Genomic DNA, 16,680 nt, shown 5'->3' with positions numbered 1-16,680 from the left:
ATTGAAATGAAATTACGTATAGTAAGAATTAAGTGAATATTTTCTTATCCAGAGAGGTGGAGGGACTGGCCCGATGAAACCCAGCAACCGCGATGCAGGTGCTAATTCCAGCAGAACATATTTGTTCTGGGAGATAAGACGAAGATATATACGTAACTTCTTCTTATCGGAGAGGTTTTTTTGTTGCAAAAAAACCGATTACGAAAATTTATATTAAGAAGAAAGGGGTTGCGCATTACTGTGACACTCGAAAAATACGTAAAACTACGTAGTACAGTTTATGAATATATGATAGAGCAAGATAAGCCGATATCATTGTTAGATATTCAAGAACATATCGTTTCGCATCATGAGGGAAAATTCACGAAAAAGATGTTACATCAATTTTATTTATCAAGACTATTAGATGAACTGAAACTGGATGGGAAAATTACATTAGCTGATGAATATCTCTATACTGAAAAAGGGGTATTTTATAAGGCGAGAAAAGGGAGCTAAGCTCTCTTTTTTTGAAGTATGTATAGTAAAAGACTGCTTAAGCAGCCTGATACAGGGAATGGTGTTGAGTGTGTAGTGTCAAAAATTGAATGTGCCTGAAAGAGGCACTTCATATCGGCTGCAAATGAAAAGAGACACCTTCGCCGAATAGGTGTCAGTCATTTTGTCATATAGACTTGCTATTTGACAGTTATTAGAATAACATGCAAAGGCTCCGGAAGTCAAAAGGGAATTAAAGGAAGAGGTGTTGTTATGTACGCATATTTAATAAAAGAACTATATACGCATATTCCGAAATATATTATTGATAGAGGATATGAATATTATGAAGAAGGACATGTAGAAGATGTTGAAATACATAATAATAAAGTATTTGCTTTTGTGACTGGTAATGCAGGGAATTATGAAGTAGTTATCAATCTCGAAGACTTTTCGGAAAGTAGCTGTGAGTGTCCATATGAAAATTATTGTAAACATATGGCGGCGGTCGTTTATGATATTCAACATGTAGGTGAGAGTACAGTTAAAGAAAAACTGAAAGATTTAGAAAAAGAAGAGTTACTCACAGTATTAAATCGATTGTTGCAAAGTTCGAAAAACGTGCAGATTGTGGAGAAGATGTTAAAGAAGGGGAAGCTTTAACTATGAAAAAAAGGCCCATATATTATGAATGAAACCGATCATATTATAAACTGTTGTGGGTATGATAACGAACTTTTGCGAACGTATATTACATGTTTACTTCAATTGAAAAAATGTAGCGAAACATTTCAGCAAATTCAAATAGAGTTAAGAAATGATTATTTGATAAGAGGGATTTGTGAAAGAGAAGTGGATGAAGTAGTAAGGGGAAGTAAGGAATATGAAACATATTTTATTCCTAAAGCGTTACAGTGGAATTTCTTGAGGGAACATCCACACCTAATCGGAAAAATTTGCGAAGATTTTTTTGCATTTGAGTCATTACATCTTACGGAGATAGAGTGGCAGATCATTATAAATTGCGTGGGAAATAAGTGATTTATTATGTAAAAAAGCTAGTATAAAACTAGCTTTTCGTTTAAATAAATAAGAAACATAGACTTATGATGAAACCTGCATATAGTAAGTTCACAACGCAAAATCCCATAATATCACGAGCACCTAAACCAGCTATCGCTAATGCTGGTAATGCCCAGAAAGGTTGAATTAAATTCGTCCAAGCATCGCCCCACGCAATGGCCATTGCAGTTTTTGCAGCAGGTACACCAAGTTCAGCACCAGCTGGAATCATAATTGGTGCTTGCACAGCCCATTGACCACCACCAGACGGAACGAAAATATTAACGATGCCAGCACTTAAAAAAGTAAAGAGCGGGAAAGTTGTTTCGTTTGAAATGCTAATAAAGAAATTTGAAATAGCTCCTCCAAGTGAAAGTCCTTCACTATTTGCTCCAATCATCATCCCCATAATTCCTGCGTAAAACGGAAATTGAAGTAAAATACCAGAAGCACTTTTCGTAGAGTCTGAAAAAGCGCGAATATATTGAATCGGAGTACGGTGAAAAATAAGTCCAGCAATTAATAACATGAAAATAACGATATCGAGCGTAAGGTTAAAACCTTTCGTATAAAAGTAATTGAAAATATAAATGAGACCTAACAATCCAACGCAAAGTGTAATAATAATGCTATTTTCCATCTTTTCAGCGAACGTATTTTTTTCTACTTCTTGAGCGGCAGCTTCTTCATGGAATACGCTAGGATCTACTGTAATTGTATGTTTTTCATCTGGATGCATAGCCTTATTAATGAGAGGCATCGTAACTAAAAAGATAATAACTGGAACGAGAGCGTATGGTGAGAATAGCGTTTCTGTGATTGGAATCGCTTCTTTAATACTTCCAGCTGTCGTTTTAATTAATGTTTCCCCGCCTGTTGCTAATGTCAGAGGAATAGAAGCAGAAAGCCCCGCATGCCAAATGAGAAATCCAGAGTAGGAAGAGGCAATGGCCAGTCTATAATCTAATCCTTCTAACTGCCTTGCTACCTCTTTTGCATATAAAACAGATACAACAATACCAAATCCCCAGTTTATGTATGCGCCTAATAAACTTACAATTGAAATGGCGATGATACCTTGTCCAGTCGTTTTCGGTAGTTTTGCTGCTTTCGTTAATCCTTTTTTAATAAGAGGGGCGTTTGCTAAAGCAGATCCAGTCACGAGTACAAGTGCCATTTGCATAGAAAAGGCGAGAAGCCCCCAAATTCCATTACCCCAGTGATTAATCATTTCCACAGGTGTTTGATGCGTTGCAAACATGCCGAAGAAGATAACAAAAACCGTTAATAAACATGATAAAATAAACGGTTCTGGCAAGAAACGTTGCACTAAGGCGACACAACCATTTGTAAAAGAACGAAACAAAATAGATCAACCTCCTTATGTATATTTATTACAATTATTCGAGATTGTTTAGGGGATAACCTTCAAAAATAGAAAATTCAGATATTTAAAGGTGCTTGTTGTGATTTATTGATAGATAGCATTTATATGTTAACACATCGCTATCAACCTAAGCTTATGCAATATGATATTTATGTAATATACGCTCTATTAGAAGAACTAGGGCTTTTTCAAAACTATTAACCTCTCTTAAAAGTACAGGCAGTCCGTACAATATGTTCATAGTATATTGTATAGGAATTTATTTTTAAAAATTTTTTATTGAAAGGAATAATAGGATGTCAAAAAAATATATTTTTGATTACATTGTGATTGGTGCTGGCACTGCCGGAGGGGTAATTGCTAAAGAATTAACGGATGATAAATGTACTTCCGTGCTTGTTCTTGAAGCAGGAACGAACATGACAGAGGAATTAAGTAGTCCTAATCTTATAGTTTCTATTTTAAATGCTTCTGATAATAGACATTCATTTCATGTCACTACTATAATTGAGCAAACGTTAGGTCGTCAGTTGATAACACAAAGTGGTCGTGCCATTGGGGGAAGTTCTGAACATAATCAGATGTTAGCTGTACGTGGCAGTCGTGATCTTTATGATACATGGGCAAAGTTAGTTGATAATAACGCATGGAATTATGATAGTATTCGCTCATTATTTATTAAAAATGAAACGTATACAGGAATGACACAAAGCCCTCAAGAACGTGGAAGTAGCGGCCCTATTTTTATTAGACAACAAAATATTCCTAATGAAGGATTAATCCAAACTTTAGCGCAAGCCACTTCAGAAGTCTTTAATATCCCAATTGAAGAGGATTACAATACAGGGATAAGAGATGTTACATCCTTAAAAGGTCAATATATTCAAAAGATGGAAAACGGAAAATTGGTTCGTTCCTCGACAGCAACCGGATATTTAAACAATCAAATTGTTACGCAAGGAAATGAATTCCAAGCTGATGAATTTGGAGTTAATCAGAGAAAATTGGTCATCTTTGGAAAGACAACAGTTGATAAAATTCTATTTAAAGAAAAAAACGGAGTTAACATTGCTGTTGGCGTTCAATATGTTAAGAACGGGGTGTCACAACGAAGTTATGCTCGAAAAGGAATCATTGTCTCAGCAGGCCAATTCTCCTCTGTCATACTTCAACGCTCAGGTATTGGTAGGCCTGAAGATTTAGCTAAAGCTGGCATATCAACTTTAGTAGAAAGTCCTCAAGTCGGATATAACTTCCAAACACATTATTCTGTCGGTATGGGGATTAGAGTGGAAACAGGAAGACTTCTTCAGGTATTGGCTGCTGATCCTAATCAGCCAGTAGCATTAGGAGCATTTAAAAAAGTCAATAACCCTATTGGTGGCCGGCGCCTTCAATTATTAGGCCTCCCACTTCCGTTTTTTGTACCCAGTCAGGAAATTGCGATAAATGGTTGGGATTTTAATGAGACAAATCCTAGTAATATTATGAGTATAGGAATTGTAGATATAAATCCAAGAAGCCGAGGTACTGTCATGGTTTCCCATAGCGACCCAGAGGCATATCCAACTATTGATTTAAACCCGCTGGCAAGTCCAGATGATCTAAACTTCATGGTGGATCAATATATTGAGACGTATAACATGATTGTTAGAGCACGTGAACTTGATCCGGGAGGCATCTATCAGGTAGTCTTTCCTGATGAAAGTATATTCCAAATTCCGGATGAAAATGAAAAGCGGAATAAATTGGCTGGCTTTGTCAGAGCTTCGTATTCCCTTTTTACTCACTTCGGAGGGCAATGTAAGATGGGTAAAAATATTAAAGAAGGAGTTCTTGATGGATCCCTGAATGTTTTTGGAACCAAAAATCTGAAAGTCGCTGATCTTTCCATTTCTCCAATCTTACCAGACGGCAATACGTCAAACCCTGCCCAAATGATAGGATTGAATGCAGTACGTTTTATTCGAGAAGATCCTTGCCCATATGTGGTGGATGATATGGAAATTAAAGATTATGAATGCAAATCGATAAGAAATAAAAAATGAATACTATATATATCAATAGTTAACTTAGTATAACGCAATCGGGATCTAATATTTAGGAGAATACAAAAGCCCTCTAGTTAAGTAATCTGGAGGGCTTTTGTATTCACATAATTAAGGTTATTGGTAGTTGTATCGTTGTAACATACCTTACTAGCCGAATAACGTAAAAACAGCTAGTCCATTAGGAACATTTAAATCTGTAGCACCAAATTCTCCCACGCGTACAGGATCTGTAGGAGTAGAAATATTATAAATTTCTACTGTATTATCACCAGTGTTTGCGACATAAAGAATGTTACCTATAATATCTAATCCAGAAGGACCGTTTAAATTTGCTCCGTTAAACTCTCCTATACGTACAGGGGCCGTAGGATTAGAAATGTTATAGATTGCTATATTGTTACCGAGAGCATTTGATACATAAAGAATATTATCTGTAATGGTCAATTGATCAGGAAAGCGTAAATTTCCTCCAGTGAATCTCTTAACATGTACAGGAGCTATAGGGTTGGAAATATTATAAATTTCTATCTTATTATTACCTACTTATTATTACCTAGAGCTGGATTTGTTACATAAAGAATGTTACCTTTGACAGCCAATCCGGAAGGGAAGTCTAAGTTTGCTCCATTAAACTCTCCGACACGTACAGGAGCTATAGGATTCGAGATGTTGTAAATTTCTACTGTGCTATCAAAAGGACTAGATACATAAAGAAATTTAGCTATTACAACAACAGGAGGGACAGCAGGTGGGAAAGCAGGAAAAAGTCTACGACAGCATTTCTTTTGTTTTGAAAAATATGAGTTCATAACAGTTAACCTCCTTTTTGAAACTAAATATAATTATTTATATTCAATAGGAAAGGATAGTGTTTTGGTAGTTAGTTCAGATTTGCATCAAATAACTTTTATTAACGTAAAATCGATATATTTCCAATTCCCCCAAAAAGGCCCTTTAGAAGTTGAAGGGCCTTTTCATTCCTACTTATATTCTATAAATTAAAAATCCCCTAAGAAATATTTTTCGTTACCTTTTTCGCAATAGGACGTGAAGATATTCTACCATACAATAAATAGTAAACCCAAATTCCGATTATTATAAGGAATGAACAACAAAAATATAATGAGTCATAATCAATTTTAGCTGCTGCAATACCAAAGATAAATGATCCAATGCCGAATCCGAAATCGAATATTGAAAGAAATGTGGCCGTAGCCAATGCCCTCTTTTCAGGTGGTGCTACTTGAATAGCAATGGTTTGAAGACTAGGAAACATGGTTCCCCAACCTAATCCAATAAGGGCTGCTGATGAAAGAAATAACAAGGAAGTATTCGATACACTCAATAAGAACGTACCGACTGCAAAGCATAAAATAGCGGGATAAATTATAATATTTGCTCCGAATAAATCAAACCATTTTCCAGTAAAAGGTCGTGAAATTAAAAGGACTACTGCGTACACAACAAAGAAATAACCAGCGGCTTCCACTAAACTATGCTCTTTTGCATATATGGATACGAAGGAAACAATTGCTGAATAAACCAGTGCAAAGAAAGCTGACACCAACGATATAGGAATGGCGGAATTCTCTAAATAGCCTCCAATTTTCATACCTGTTTTTCGTTCAATTGTCTGTTCTGGCATAATAGTTTTCTTAGGTAATTTAACAAATAATCCTGCAATGAGTGCAAAGAGAGAACATAATACATTTATAATAAACATTACATTTGTCCCTGCTTGATGCATAACAGTCAAACCTAAGAGGGGACCAATAGCCATGCCAAGATTTAGCGTTAGTCCATAGTAGCCCATCCCTTCTCCTTTGCGAGATTCCGGGATGAGATCGGCAATAATTGCTCCAGTTGCCGTTGTTGCCATTCCAAATCCAATTCCATGAAAAAAGCGAAGAATTAGTAAACCGAAAATAGGATGTGGAATAAAATAGAAAATTGAAGCTGCGAAAAGAACAAGGAGGGAACTTATAAAAACGGTATACTTTCCTGACTTTTCAATCCATTTACCTGCAAGCGGGCGTGTTAGGATGGATGCAATCAAAAAAACGGTAGTAATAAGTCCTGCTTCAGATTTGGAACCGTGCAACGCTTGTAAAGCATATATAGGCAGTGTGACCAACAAATAATAAAATGTTATAAACAAAAGAAAATTAGTAATGGCAATACTGATAAAATCCTTTGTCCATAATTTGTGTTTATCCAATATTTCCACCTCCCAAATAATTAATATTAAGTTCCCCTACGTGTGTTCTTGCTCATCAGATAAACATTAAGAGCCATGCTGGGGTTATTTTCATTCTATTTTATTCACTTACCTATATTATCATTTGTATATTTATATGGAAAATATCTATAATATTACTTATATATATCAAAATCATATATATTGGAGGTAAACGATGGACATAAGACAATTACGCTATTTTCTTATAATTGCTGAAGAAAGGCAAATTTCTCGGGCTGCCAAAAAACTTCACATGGCACAACCCCCATTAAGTCAGCAACTTCGACTTATGGAAGAAGAAGTTGGTGCTGTACTGTTAGAACGAAAAAGAAATGGTAAGACCATGGAACTCACTGAGGCAGGCAAAATTCTATATGAAAAAGCCCGGAATATTTTAAATTTATTTGAGGAATCGATATTAGAAGTAAAAGAAGCTGGTGAAGGAACCAGAGGTTCTTTATCCATTGGTATAGTTGTCTCATGTGTTTCTTATCTACCTAAAAGAATTCAATATTTCCATGAAAACTATCCAATGATTTCATTTAACCTGCGGGGAGGAGATCCAGTTGAATTGAGTAAACAGTTGGACAACCGCGATATCGAACTGGCTATTGTTCGTCATCCTTTAGAAATGGAAGGTCTTTCTATGATTTCTTTGGGAACAGAACCATTTGTTTTGGTTGTACCGAAAGATTGGGAGAATTTCCATTCAAAAGAAGCTATTCAAATGAAAGAGATTGAAGATATCCCTTTATTGTTAGTCCACAGAACGAAGGGAGAGGGAGTGTATGAAAGAATTATAGAAGAATGTGAACGATTCGAGTTCCAGCCACACATTTTGTGCGAATGCCCAGATATTAATATACTGCTTTCTTTAGTTGAAGCTGGAATTGGAGCAAGTATACTTCCTAAATCTTCAGTATCTGCATTTCGTAATATTGAAGTTAGGGTATTGGATATACTAGATTCCTCTCTTGAATCAGAGATAGCATTAGTTTGGCTTAAACAACGGTATCTTTCTAAAGCGGCACGTAGATTTATCGAATTATTTTAGCTATCCCTCATCAAGTGAATTATAAATTTCCACTAAATCACAGTGCATCTGACGGAATCATTTATTTCTCTGTCCTATTTGTTAGCGACACAATGAACTGAATACTTAGCATATTAAATGACGCCTCAAACTGACATCAGGAAAGCTACAATAGAAGTGCCAAAAGTCTTTTTCTAATCCATGATTGGAACGTTAGTTATCCAATCTGATTAACATACGTTTTTGTCCGTTTCATGAAGTGAACCCAACCTCCTACAGCAAAACCGGAGAAACTCTCATTGATATGAGAAGAAAACAGTCTTTGATATATTAGGTGTGGTTTACAAGTGTATCATGTCTGATAATCAAGCGGCTTAATTCAAAAAAATAAACCCATTAGGGTTTATTTCGTATATGGATTTTTAAATTTTCTATACTTAGCCTTTAGAAAGAAGAAGCAACTTCTACTATAATTGGCGTTGTATGAGCTTAGCTGGATAGCGATGGGATAGCGCCAATAAAAAGCGAATTTCGTACGATAAGGGATTTTTAAGTTAAAAAAGTTCTATAAATGATATTTCATGCTGCATTTTGATATCTAGTATGGGAAATATTTTATTTTTTTAGCTATACCCTATAGACTTTGAAGTTACTTTAAGGTTTATACTGATTAATGATTATATAAAAAGGCCTTTTAATATTTGATTAATCAAGGAATGAGGAAAATTATATGGATATATACAATAGAAAAAAAATATCTTTAGCTTTAGTATTATTTAATTTATTTATTGTGTTTTTAGGGATTGGTCTTGTTGTCCCCATAATGCCAACATATATGAAAACATTACAATTAGGAACTGATATTATGGGATATTTAATTGCTACTTTTGCATTTTTTCAACTATTAATATCTCCTATTTCTGGTATATGGGTAGATATATTTGGTCGGAAAAAAATGATCATAATAGGGTTAATCATTTTTTCCTTTTCTGAATTTTTATTTGGATTTGGAAATCAAATATGGGTTTTATTTCTTTCTAGAGCATTAGGGGGGATTAGTGCTGCATGTATGATGCCGGCAGTTACTGCTTTTATTGCTGATACAACTTCCTTAGAAAACAGGGCAAAAGCATTAGGATACCTATCAGCAGCAATCAGTACTGGATTTATCATTGGTCCTGGTATTGGTGGTTTTATATCTGATTTTGGCATACGTGCACCGTTCTTTTTTGCAGCAGTAATTTCTGGTATCGCTGCGTGTTTTTCAGTATTTATTTTAAAAGAACCTGTATCTAAAGAACAACGAATTAAAATGCGAGATAACAAAACACAAATTAGTTTTTTTAATGAAATGAAACAATCTTTTCACCCTGTATATTTTATCCCATTAGTACTTGTTTTTGTTTTAGGATGTGGTTTATCAGCTTATGAACATATGTTTAGCTTTGTTGTTGATAAAAAGTTCGGTTTTACACCTAAGGATATTTCAACGATTATTTCAATAAGCGCCATATTAGGAGTAATAGCACAAATCTTGTTCTTTGATAAACTAGTAAAAAGATTTGGTGAAAAAAGAATTATTCAAGGTAGCTTATTCATAGCCGCTATATTTATATTCGTGTCTACATTTACTAGTCATTATTGGGGGATCATGATTGTAACGTTTGTCACTTTTTTAGCATGTGACTTACTTCGACCAGCAATTACTACATTACTATCTAAAATAGCTGGAGAAAATCAAGGGTTTGCTGGAGGGATGAATTCTACTTATACAAGTCTCGGAAATATAATAGGTCCAGCAACGGGAGGCGTTTTACTTAATGTAAATGTTAATCTACCATATATCTTTGCAGGATTAATACTTATTATTGGATTTTGCATAACGGTATTTTGGTCTAAATATATAACAATCAATAACACTGATAAAGTTAAAGTTTCAATTTAATCCTAGCTTATACGATAAAGGAAATAGCATTTCGATAATATTTTACGTTTAAACACAACTCAGAAATATTTGACTCAGTTGCTTAACGTACAGTTTTTCCATAATTGTATTGTAATCCCTAATAGAAAATATTTCTTTTCTATTGAATATTTAAAAAAGACAATTAAATTGAATATCTATATGTATAACCCCGTCCTACATTTAGAATGGGGTTATACTGATTTGAGCTTTTAAAATTAAATAGTTTTGTTGTCATTCTTCACTATATAGATAGATACTTATTTAGTTTTGTCAAAACTTAATAAGTATCTAATGAAAAGGGGACATTCTCGCATGCTAAATCATCTTGAAAAACGATTGCTCCATCAACCATTGTTAAAACAACTTGAACGTCTCGGATTTCTTCAACTGGGATTTCGAAGAGGTTTCTGTTTAATACAACAAGATCTGCCAGTTTTCCTATTTCAAGTGTGCCCAATTCCTTTTCTCTGAATGATCCATAGGCAGGTGATAACGTATAATTCCTCAAGACTTCAGATAGTGACAGACGTTCCTGCGGATTCCATCCTTCTGACGGTGATCCATCATATCCAATTCTTGTTAGCGCACGATAAATGCCTAGCATCGGATTTAATTGCACAATTGGATAATCAGTACCAAAAGCCAGCATTGCACCTGAATCCTTTATAGTTTTCATTGCAAAAATAAAGGGCTCACGTTCTTTTCCAACGCGTGAAACATAAACTTCCCGTTGTTCTTTACCAAGACCTAAGTGTTCTGGTTGCATTGATGCGATTACTCCGAGTTTTTGGAAACGAGCGATTTCATCCGGATGAATAACCTCCACATGTTCCACACAATGCCTAGCATCTCGCTTACCATTCTTTTTCTGGGCTTCCTCAAAAGCATCCAAAGCTAGACGAATTGCACCATCACCAATCGCATGAATACGGATTTGAAAGCCTTCTCGATCAGCCTCTACTATCCATTTTTTTATTGTATTTGGAGAAACAGCTGTTTCCCCGAAGGTTTCTGGTTTATCTGAAAATGGTTCAACTAAATACGCGGTATAGCCGGTTATTACTCCATCAGCAAACTGTTTCACCCCCGAGACTCGAAGCTTGCCTGATGCATAAGTATCACGCAATTGTTTCGCACGTTCTATATCATCATTTAAGGGAGGTGAAAGATGAATCCGAGCAGTTAATTCTCCGCTTTTATCGAGATCACTAAACAATTCAAAATCCTGTAATTTTTCCATAGCAGGTGATCCATATAAATCGTTAACTGAAGTCACACCTAGTGAAGCTGCCTGTTCGAGAAATTTTTTCATCATGTTCATACGGCGTTCCTTTGAAAAATTGAATGCATGATTCGATACTAGTGCAATCGCTGTCTCATACAAAATACCTGTTGGTTCTCCGTTTTCATCTTTTGCAATGATCCCGTAGGGTGGACTCTCCGTATTTCGATTAATACCCGCAATCTCAAGTGCTTTGCTGTTTACCCAGATATAATGTCCTTCCATATGAAATAGAATAACAGGGCGCTCTGGGAGGATGCGATCGAGTGCTACACGATTTGGAAGCTTTTGGTTGTTCCAATTGCCCTGATCCCAAGAAAAACCAATAATCCATGGATCATCTGGCCTTGAATCGCTAAAATCATCTACCATTTCGAGCACATCTTCTTCTGAAGTTGCATCAGCTAAAAAGACACTCTCTTCTGCAATACTTCCCATTAACATATGCAAGTGAAAATCATGAAAGCCAGCCATAATAAGTTGATCGGCATAATGAAATACTTTCGTGTCTGGTCCAATAAACGGATTCATTTCTATTTCGGAACCAATGGCTGCAATCTTATTATTAATAATAACGATATGCGCGGGAATGGGCCTATCGGCAAGTCCCGTAAAAACAGCATTACTTGAGATAACAATGTCGGCTTTTTGATCTATATTCATTAATAAATGACCTCCTAGTAAACTGAAAAATTTGAAATTTATCCATATAAAATAAGTAGTAATTGGATAACGGCGCTATGAACCATAAACTACGATTAGGCAAAGTATACAGCTATGATGATCTTTCACATCAATTCAAATTAATCTCATGGCTCTATTTATAATTCTTTTTCTAAAAATCAGGACACCCCTATTCACAAACGAGGTCTTTATCCAAAAAAACGACCCAGTTCTTTGTAATATGGTACTTTTCATCATTAACAATAATAAACGACTCACTGTCTGTTGCAGAGAAAACTTCCTGCTTTTCTACATGCCAAGTTCTTTTGCTAGGTGTTCGCCTATCCAGGGGTCCAAATTGCCCACACTTAATCTCTAGGCTTCTTTGGCTGTAATTTTTTTCACAGAACATTCTCATTATCTCTATTTCTTGTAAATAATTTTGAAAGATTAATTAATATCAATATGCTTTCTTTACTTTTGTTTCTTTTAAGCGTTTTAATCCTTTTCGAAGGAAATAAATTGCTATAAGGACACCTGGAATTTCAGCAGCTGGAGCGGAATACCAAACACCATCAACTCCCCAGTATTTCGGGAAAATAAACATGAACGGGAATGAAAAAAACAACATTTTGCTCACATTAATAAATGTTGCGGACCAGTTTTTCTCTTGTGCTTCGAAATAACCAGAGATAAGCAAACTAACAGCATTTAATGTAAACATGCAATTAAATACGATTGTCGTCCAGGTTATGAGTTTCTGTAATTCCGGATTACCATTAGAGAAAAATGACATAATTGGATCTGCAAAAATGATTAGTAAAGCAGTCACGATCAAAAACAAGGAAACTGTAAAAGTGAGCCCAATCTTAATTGCTTGTTTCACACGATCAAGGTTGCCTGCGCCGTAATTGTAACTAATAATTGGTTGAAGTCCTGTCATCCCACCAAGCGCTACTAAGGCGAGCAGATTTGTAATGTAACCGTTTTGAACGGTGAAAGCTGCAACGTGCATACCACCACCATAGCTTTGCAGTAAATTATTAAAGAAAATAATAGAAAAAAACATCATGAGCTGACTCGAAAAAGATGCAAAGCCTGTCCAAGCGACTTCACCAATTATCTTAAGATTAATCATTATATCTTTTATTTTGGGTTTAAGCTTGGTTTTACCGAACCAAAAGTAAAAGATTAGTAAAACAGGGGTAGATTGTGCAATGGTGTTTGCCCAGGCGGAACCCATCATACCCATGTCATATTTCGTTACCATAATCCACTCTGTAATTCCGGCAACTACCGCCGCAACTAACCAACTGTTCATTGATAATACAGGTTTTTCATCGATATTGGTTAAAATACTAAGTACAACCGCTAATATCATTATTGGCAATGCAATCCACAATGGTTGGCTGTATTTCACTGCATATGGAAGTGCATCATGACTCGCTCCGAATAAAGTCATGATTTGATTATTAAAGATCAATCCAAGTATAGATAGCAAAATGGAGACGAATAGAGTAAACCATAAAGTTTGCCCCATAGTACTTCTCGCTTCATCGATTTTTCCTTTTCCAAGTCGAAGTGAAATGACAGCCCCGGCTCCAATCCCAAAAAGAACACCAAGCATACGAATAATAACTGTTACTGTAAAACCAATTCCGATTCCTTCGATTTCAAGCCCCCGAAAGCCACTGACGAAATATCCATCAACAATCGCTACCACTCCAAGAATTACGTTAGCCATAATTCCAGCCAAAGCAAACCGTAAATATAGTAAAGGAATACTTTTGGTTCCAAGTGCTGAATCATTTACCAGCTTATTCATAATTTCTGCTGTTTCTTTCTTCGGCGAGGGGTGATTTCCTGATATCTCCACACGTATACCCTCCTAAAAATTAATTTATCCCGCTATTTGCGGGCAGTAAAACTCCCACCTCAAAATTAGGCTGGGGCAAAGAATTTAGGTGGAAGCCCTGTTACCCTTAAAAGTCCGATTGGTGAAGGCTAATAATCAATGGGGGATGAATACCCCCATTGATTAAGGTTTCACTTTATAAAGCAAGCTCAGCTCATTCTTCTTTACACAAAAATATCGAGTAGTTTGAAAATAGATTTACAAGCATAGTTTTCTGATTTTGTGACGAGTAGCTTGAGTCGTCGATCAAACAACCATGATAAACTATGGAATTGAGTTCTTTATACAATTGACTTCGATCAAGAACTCTTGATTTGTACCAGAAATTTTTGCTTGAGTATTCACGTTCAAGTTTCAATTCTTTAAAAATCGTGGCTTTGTATGTCGCTGCAATATCCTCCGTATTTCTAAAAGTGTATCCGTTTGATTCATCTTATCTCATCATTCTCTCTATTTATTTGTAAGAAACATTATGGTAGGGGATATAGCTTGCACAGATACACCAAAATGTTTTCTATCATTTGATTTACCGATTGATGGTACTTTTATCCACAGTAACTTTTCCATTTACTATATCTAATTCTTTTCGTCCAAGGGATAGGATGACCATACACGCAAAAATCGCTAATGCACCAATCACGAACATCCCGTTTGAAACGGCTAACTTTCCGAAAATCATAGGACCAAAAAAACCACCTAAACTTGCAACCGCATTAACCGTTGCAATGCCGGCTGGTGCGGTTGATTCCGTAAAAAACAGAGTCATAAATGAGAAAAAGGCGCCTACAAATCCATACAGTCCAATTGCTGCGAAAGCAATTAATACGATCATTGTCAATGCGTTACCAGCAAATCCACACATAATAAAGCCTGAAGCTGCAATGAGGAAGCTTGCAATCAAATGCTTTGTATGTTCATTTCTTTTATCAGAACTCCATCCAAAGAGTAACATGGAAGGGATTCCGATTAGTGCAGGTATAATTGTTAACCAGCCAATTTCCATATTATCTGAATTAGAAGTGAATGATTTAATGATACTTGGCAGCCAAAAACTAAGACCGTACATTGCTGTATAATTAGCAAAATAAATAAAAGCCAATTTCCATACTTTCGTGTCTTTAAACATTTCTAATTTTGACGCTTTATTTACTGCAATGCTTTGACTTCTTTCGCTATCTAATTCATTTTCTAGCCAATTCTTTTCTGTCTCATTTAACCATTTAGCATCTTTGGGAGCATTATTTAAGTAAAACAGTGTGATAACTCCTAAAATAACAGCTGGGATCCCCTCGAGGATAAACATCCATCTCCAACCAGATATCCCATGCCATGCAATGTTGTCCATAATCCAGGTTGATAATGGGGCTCCTATAATCGTACCAATCGGCAAAGCCATAACGAGAGAAGCGGAAGCACGCCCTCTTTCTTTATTCCGAAACCAATATGTGAAATATAAAATAACTCCTGGGAAGAAGCCTGCCTCAGCAATTCCAAGTAAAAAACGAGCAATGTACAAATGAGTGGCTGATTGTACAAATGCTGTTAAAGCTACAATGATTCCCCATGAAATCATAATTCTAGCAATCCAAATTTTTGCACCAACTCTGTGCATGATCAAGTTGCTGGGTATTTCAAACAGGAAATATCCAAGAAAGAAAATACCTGATAATAACCCAAAAACTTCTGCGGATAACCCCAGGCTTGCATTCATTTCCAACGCTGCAAAGCCTAAATTCACACGATCCAAATAAGCAACTACATAGCATATAAACGTAAATGGTAAAATGCGTATCATTGTTTTTTTGATTGTTGTATTTTCAATTGATTGGTTCATTGAATTCATACTTATAAATCCCTCCTAAAATAATAAAATACCTTTAGGCTCTAAAGTGTTTAGTAAATTGATTTGGTAAAAATACTTATAGATTTGACACTTTTTCTTCAATCACAAACCAAAGAGAATTTTCGGTTAGTTCAGCCTTCATTTTAAATTTAGATAAATTCTTGTGAAGAACGAACAAGATTTCTGCTGTGAAAGATACTTTTATTAGTAGGAGGACATGTTTTGGCTTTTGTGTATAATCCTTCAGGTGTAAACGCTAACATTTTTAGGGCTATCAAATATTTCAGGTCTAATCTACGAATTCTTTGTTTAGAAAATTACTATTCATTAAAATTAGATTTCTGAAATACATAATCGATCTGCTTCATACACTGTTCATTCCGTTCTTTTGGATGTTTTTCTTTAATTTTTCATTTGTAAGTTCAAATAAATTCCTCCTTTTTAATGATTGGACTGATAGTAACACGGGATTTTGTCGTATATAAATAATAAAATTCTGCTATGTGATAATTTTTATTATTTTTTAAAAATTCAGAAAAAATAAATCGCGTTTAAAACTATCAATTGGTGACAGTTAAAATATTTCTTTTCACTTTGAATTTTTATTGACAATAAGGAGCTTATCTATCTAAATAATGATCTAGAGTAAGATTAAACGGATAAAATAAATAGACATTTGAATTCTCAATTTTGTTATTCTATTGAAAAAGAGATATTTTAATAATTAAAAATTGTTAAAATATGATATAAAGAGGTAATATG

At 35.2% G+C, this 16,680-nt stretch carries 13 protein-coding genes and 1 riboswitch; of the genes, 6 read left to right on the top strand and 7 right to left on the bottom strand.

Features of this window, described 5'->3' with window-relative positions:
- Positions 1-41 precede the first annotated feature (41 nt).
- Positions 42-140, top strand: a riboswitch (SAM riboswitch).
- A 40-nt stretch (positions 141-180) separates the two neighbouring features.
- The 3 genes from DN410_RS11735 to DN410_RS11725 all read left to right on the top strand — a co-directional run bounded on the left by DN410_RS11735 (position 181) and on the right by DN410_RS11725 (position 1,518).
- Entirely contained in the window at positions 181-498 is a 318-nt protein-coding gene (locus tag DN410_RS11735) for a hypothetical protein (RefSeq protein ID WP_060631563.1), read from the top strand.
- A gap of 252 nt (positions 499-750) precedes the next feature.
- The gene (locus DN410_RS11730) at positions 751-1,140 is read left to right on the top strand and encodes an SWIM zinc finger family protein (RefSeq protein WP_149176634.1); all 390 of its coding nucleotides are present in this window, start codon (positions 751-753) and stop codon (positions 1,138-1,140) included.
- 24 nt (positions 1,141-1,164) lie between these two features.
- Positions 1,165-1,518 (top strand): group-specific protein, encoded by a 354-nt coding sequence (locus DN410_RS11725; RefSeq protein ID WP_149176633.1) that lies wholly within the window; start codon positions 1,165-1,167, stop codon positions 1,516-1,518.
- Positions 1,519-1,558: 40 nt separating this feature from the next.
- Here the strand turns inward: DN410_RS11725 and DN410_RS11720 are convergent, their stop codons facing one another.
- Positions 1,559-2,905, bottom strand: a complete 1,347-nt coding sequence (locus DN410_RS11720; RefSeq protein ID WP_149176632.1) for a short-chain fatty acid transporter — start codon at positions 2,903-2,905, stop codon at positions 1,559-1,561.
- 317 nt (positions 2,906-3,222) lie between these two features.
- Here DN410_RS11720 and DN410_RS11715 point away from each other — a divergent pair, with 317 nt between their 5' ends.
- Complete coding sequence (locus tag DN410_RS11715) at positions 3,223-4,974, top strand: GMC family oxidoreductase (RefSeq protein WP_149176631.1); 1,752 nt, start codon at positions 3,223-3,225, stop codon at positions 4,972-4,974.
- Between the two features lie 150 nt (positions 4,975-5,124).
- Here DN410_RS11715 and DN410_RS28455 read toward each other — a convergent pair whose 3' ends face one another.
- From DN410_RS28455 to DN410_RS11705, 3 genes are all read right to left on the bottom strand, one after another.
- On the bottom strand, positions 5,125-5,421 hold the full coding sequence (locus tag DN410_RS28455) for a beta-propeller fold lactonase family protein (RefSeq protein WP_255446735.1): 297 nt from the start codon (positions 5,419-5,421) through the stop codon (positions 5,125-5,127).
- Between the two features lie 95 nt (positions 5,422-5,516).
- Positions 5,517-5,786 carry a hypothetical protein gene (locus tag DN410_RS28450; protein WP_255446734.1) on the bottom strand — a complete coding sequence of 90 codons (270 nt, stop codon included), beginning with the start codon at positions 5,784-5,786 and terminating at the stop codon, positions 5,517-5,519.
- A 200-nt stretch (positions 5,787-5,986) separates the two neighbouring features.
- A complete protein-coding gene (locus DN410_RS11705; RefSeq protein WP_149176630.1) occupies positions 5,987-7,195 on the bottom strand; it encodes an MFS transporter in 1,209 nt (402 codons plus the stop codon).
- A gap of 196 nt (positions 7,196-7,391) precedes the next feature.
- Here DN410_RS11705 and DN410_RS11700 point away from each other — a divergent pair, with 196 nt between their 5' ends.
- Both DN410_RS11700 and DN410_RS11695 read left to right on the top strand, forming a co-directional pair.
- Positions 7,392-8,270 (top strand): LysR family transcriptional regulator, encoded by an 879-nt coding sequence (locus tag DN410_RS11700; protein WP_149176629.1) that lies wholly within the window; start codon positions 7,392-7,394, stop codon positions 8,268-8,270.
- A 709-nt stretch (positions 8,271-8,979) separates the two neighbouring features.
- A complete protein-coding gene (locus DN410_RS11695; protein WP_149176628.1) occupies positions 8,980-10,194 on the top strand; it encodes an MFS transporter in 1,215 nt (404 codons plus the stop codon).
- A gap of 298 nt (positions 10,195-10,492) precedes the next feature.
- Here the strand turns inward: DN410_RS11695 and DN410_RS11690 are convergent, their stop codons facing one another.
- The 3 genes from DN410_RS11690 to DN410_RS11675 form a co-directional block, all read right to left on the bottom strand.
- Complete coding sequence (locus tag DN410_RS11690; RefSeq protein WP_370456801.1) at positions 10,493-12,028, bottom strand: amidohydrolase; 1,536 nt, start codon at positions 12,026-12,028, stop codon at positions 10,493-10,495.
- 592 nt (positions 12,029-12,620) lie between these two features.
- The gene (locus DN410_RS11680) at positions 12,621-13,985 is read right to left on the bottom strand and encodes an MATE family efflux transporter (protein WP_149176694.1); all 1,365 of its coding nucleotides are present in this window, start codon (positions 13,983-13,985) and stop codon (positions 12,621-12,623) included.
- 616 nt (positions 13,986-14,601) lie between these two features.
- Positions 14,602-15,918, bottom strand: coding sequence for an MFS transporter (locus DN410_RS11675; protein WP_255446733.1), 1,317 nt, complete (start codon positions 15,916-15,918; stop codon positions 14,602-14,604).
- Positions 15,919-16,680: the final 762 nt, after the last annotated feature.

This window comes from Bacillus sp. SH5-2 (assembly GCF_008368905.1).
In the GTDB taxonomy this organism is placed as follows: domain Bacteria; phylum Bacillota; class Bacilli; order Bacillales; family Bacillaceae_G; genus Bacillus_A; species Bacillus_A luti.
This window is presented reverse-complemented; position numbering and strand designations above follow the sequence as displayed.

Excerpts from the sequence above, each read along its gene's own strand:
- DN410_RS11730 (WP_149176634.1), top strand. The coding sequence starts at position 751 with ATGTACGCATATTTAATAAAAGAACTATATACGCATATTCCGAAATAT.
- DN410_RS11725 (WP_149176633.1), top strand. The coding sequence starts at position 1,165 with ATGAATGAAACCGATCATATTATAAACTGTTGTGGGTATGATAACGAA.
- DN410_RS11715 (WP_149176631.1), top strand. The coding sequence starts at position 3,223 with ATGTCAAAAAAATATATTTTTGATTACATTGTGATTGGTGCTGGCACT.
- DN410_RS28450 (WP_255446734.1), bottom strand. The coding sequence starts at position 5,786 with ATGAACTCATATTTTTCAAAACAAAAGAAATGCTGTCGTAGACTTTTT.
- DN410_RS11700 (WP_149176629.1), top strand. The coding sequence starts at position 7,392 with ATGGACATAAGACAATTACGCTATTTTCTTATAATTGCTGAAGAAAGG.
- DN410_RS11695 (WP_149176628.1), top strand. The coding sequence starts at position 8,980 with ATGGATATATACAATAGAAAAAAAATATCTTTAGCTTTAGTATTATTT.
- DN410_RS11690 (WP_370456801.1), bottom strand. The coding sequence starts at position 12,028 with ATGAATCCGTTTATTGGACCAGACACGAAAGTATTTCATTATGCCGAT.
- DN410_RS11680 (WP_149176694.1), bottom strand. The coding sequence starts at position 13,985 with ATGAATAAGCTGGTAAATGATTCAGCACTTGGAACCAAAAGTATTCCT.
- DN410_RS11675 (WP_255446733.1), bottom strand. The coding sequence starts at position 15,918 with ATGAATTCAATGAACCAATCAATTGAAAATACAACAATCAAAAAAACA.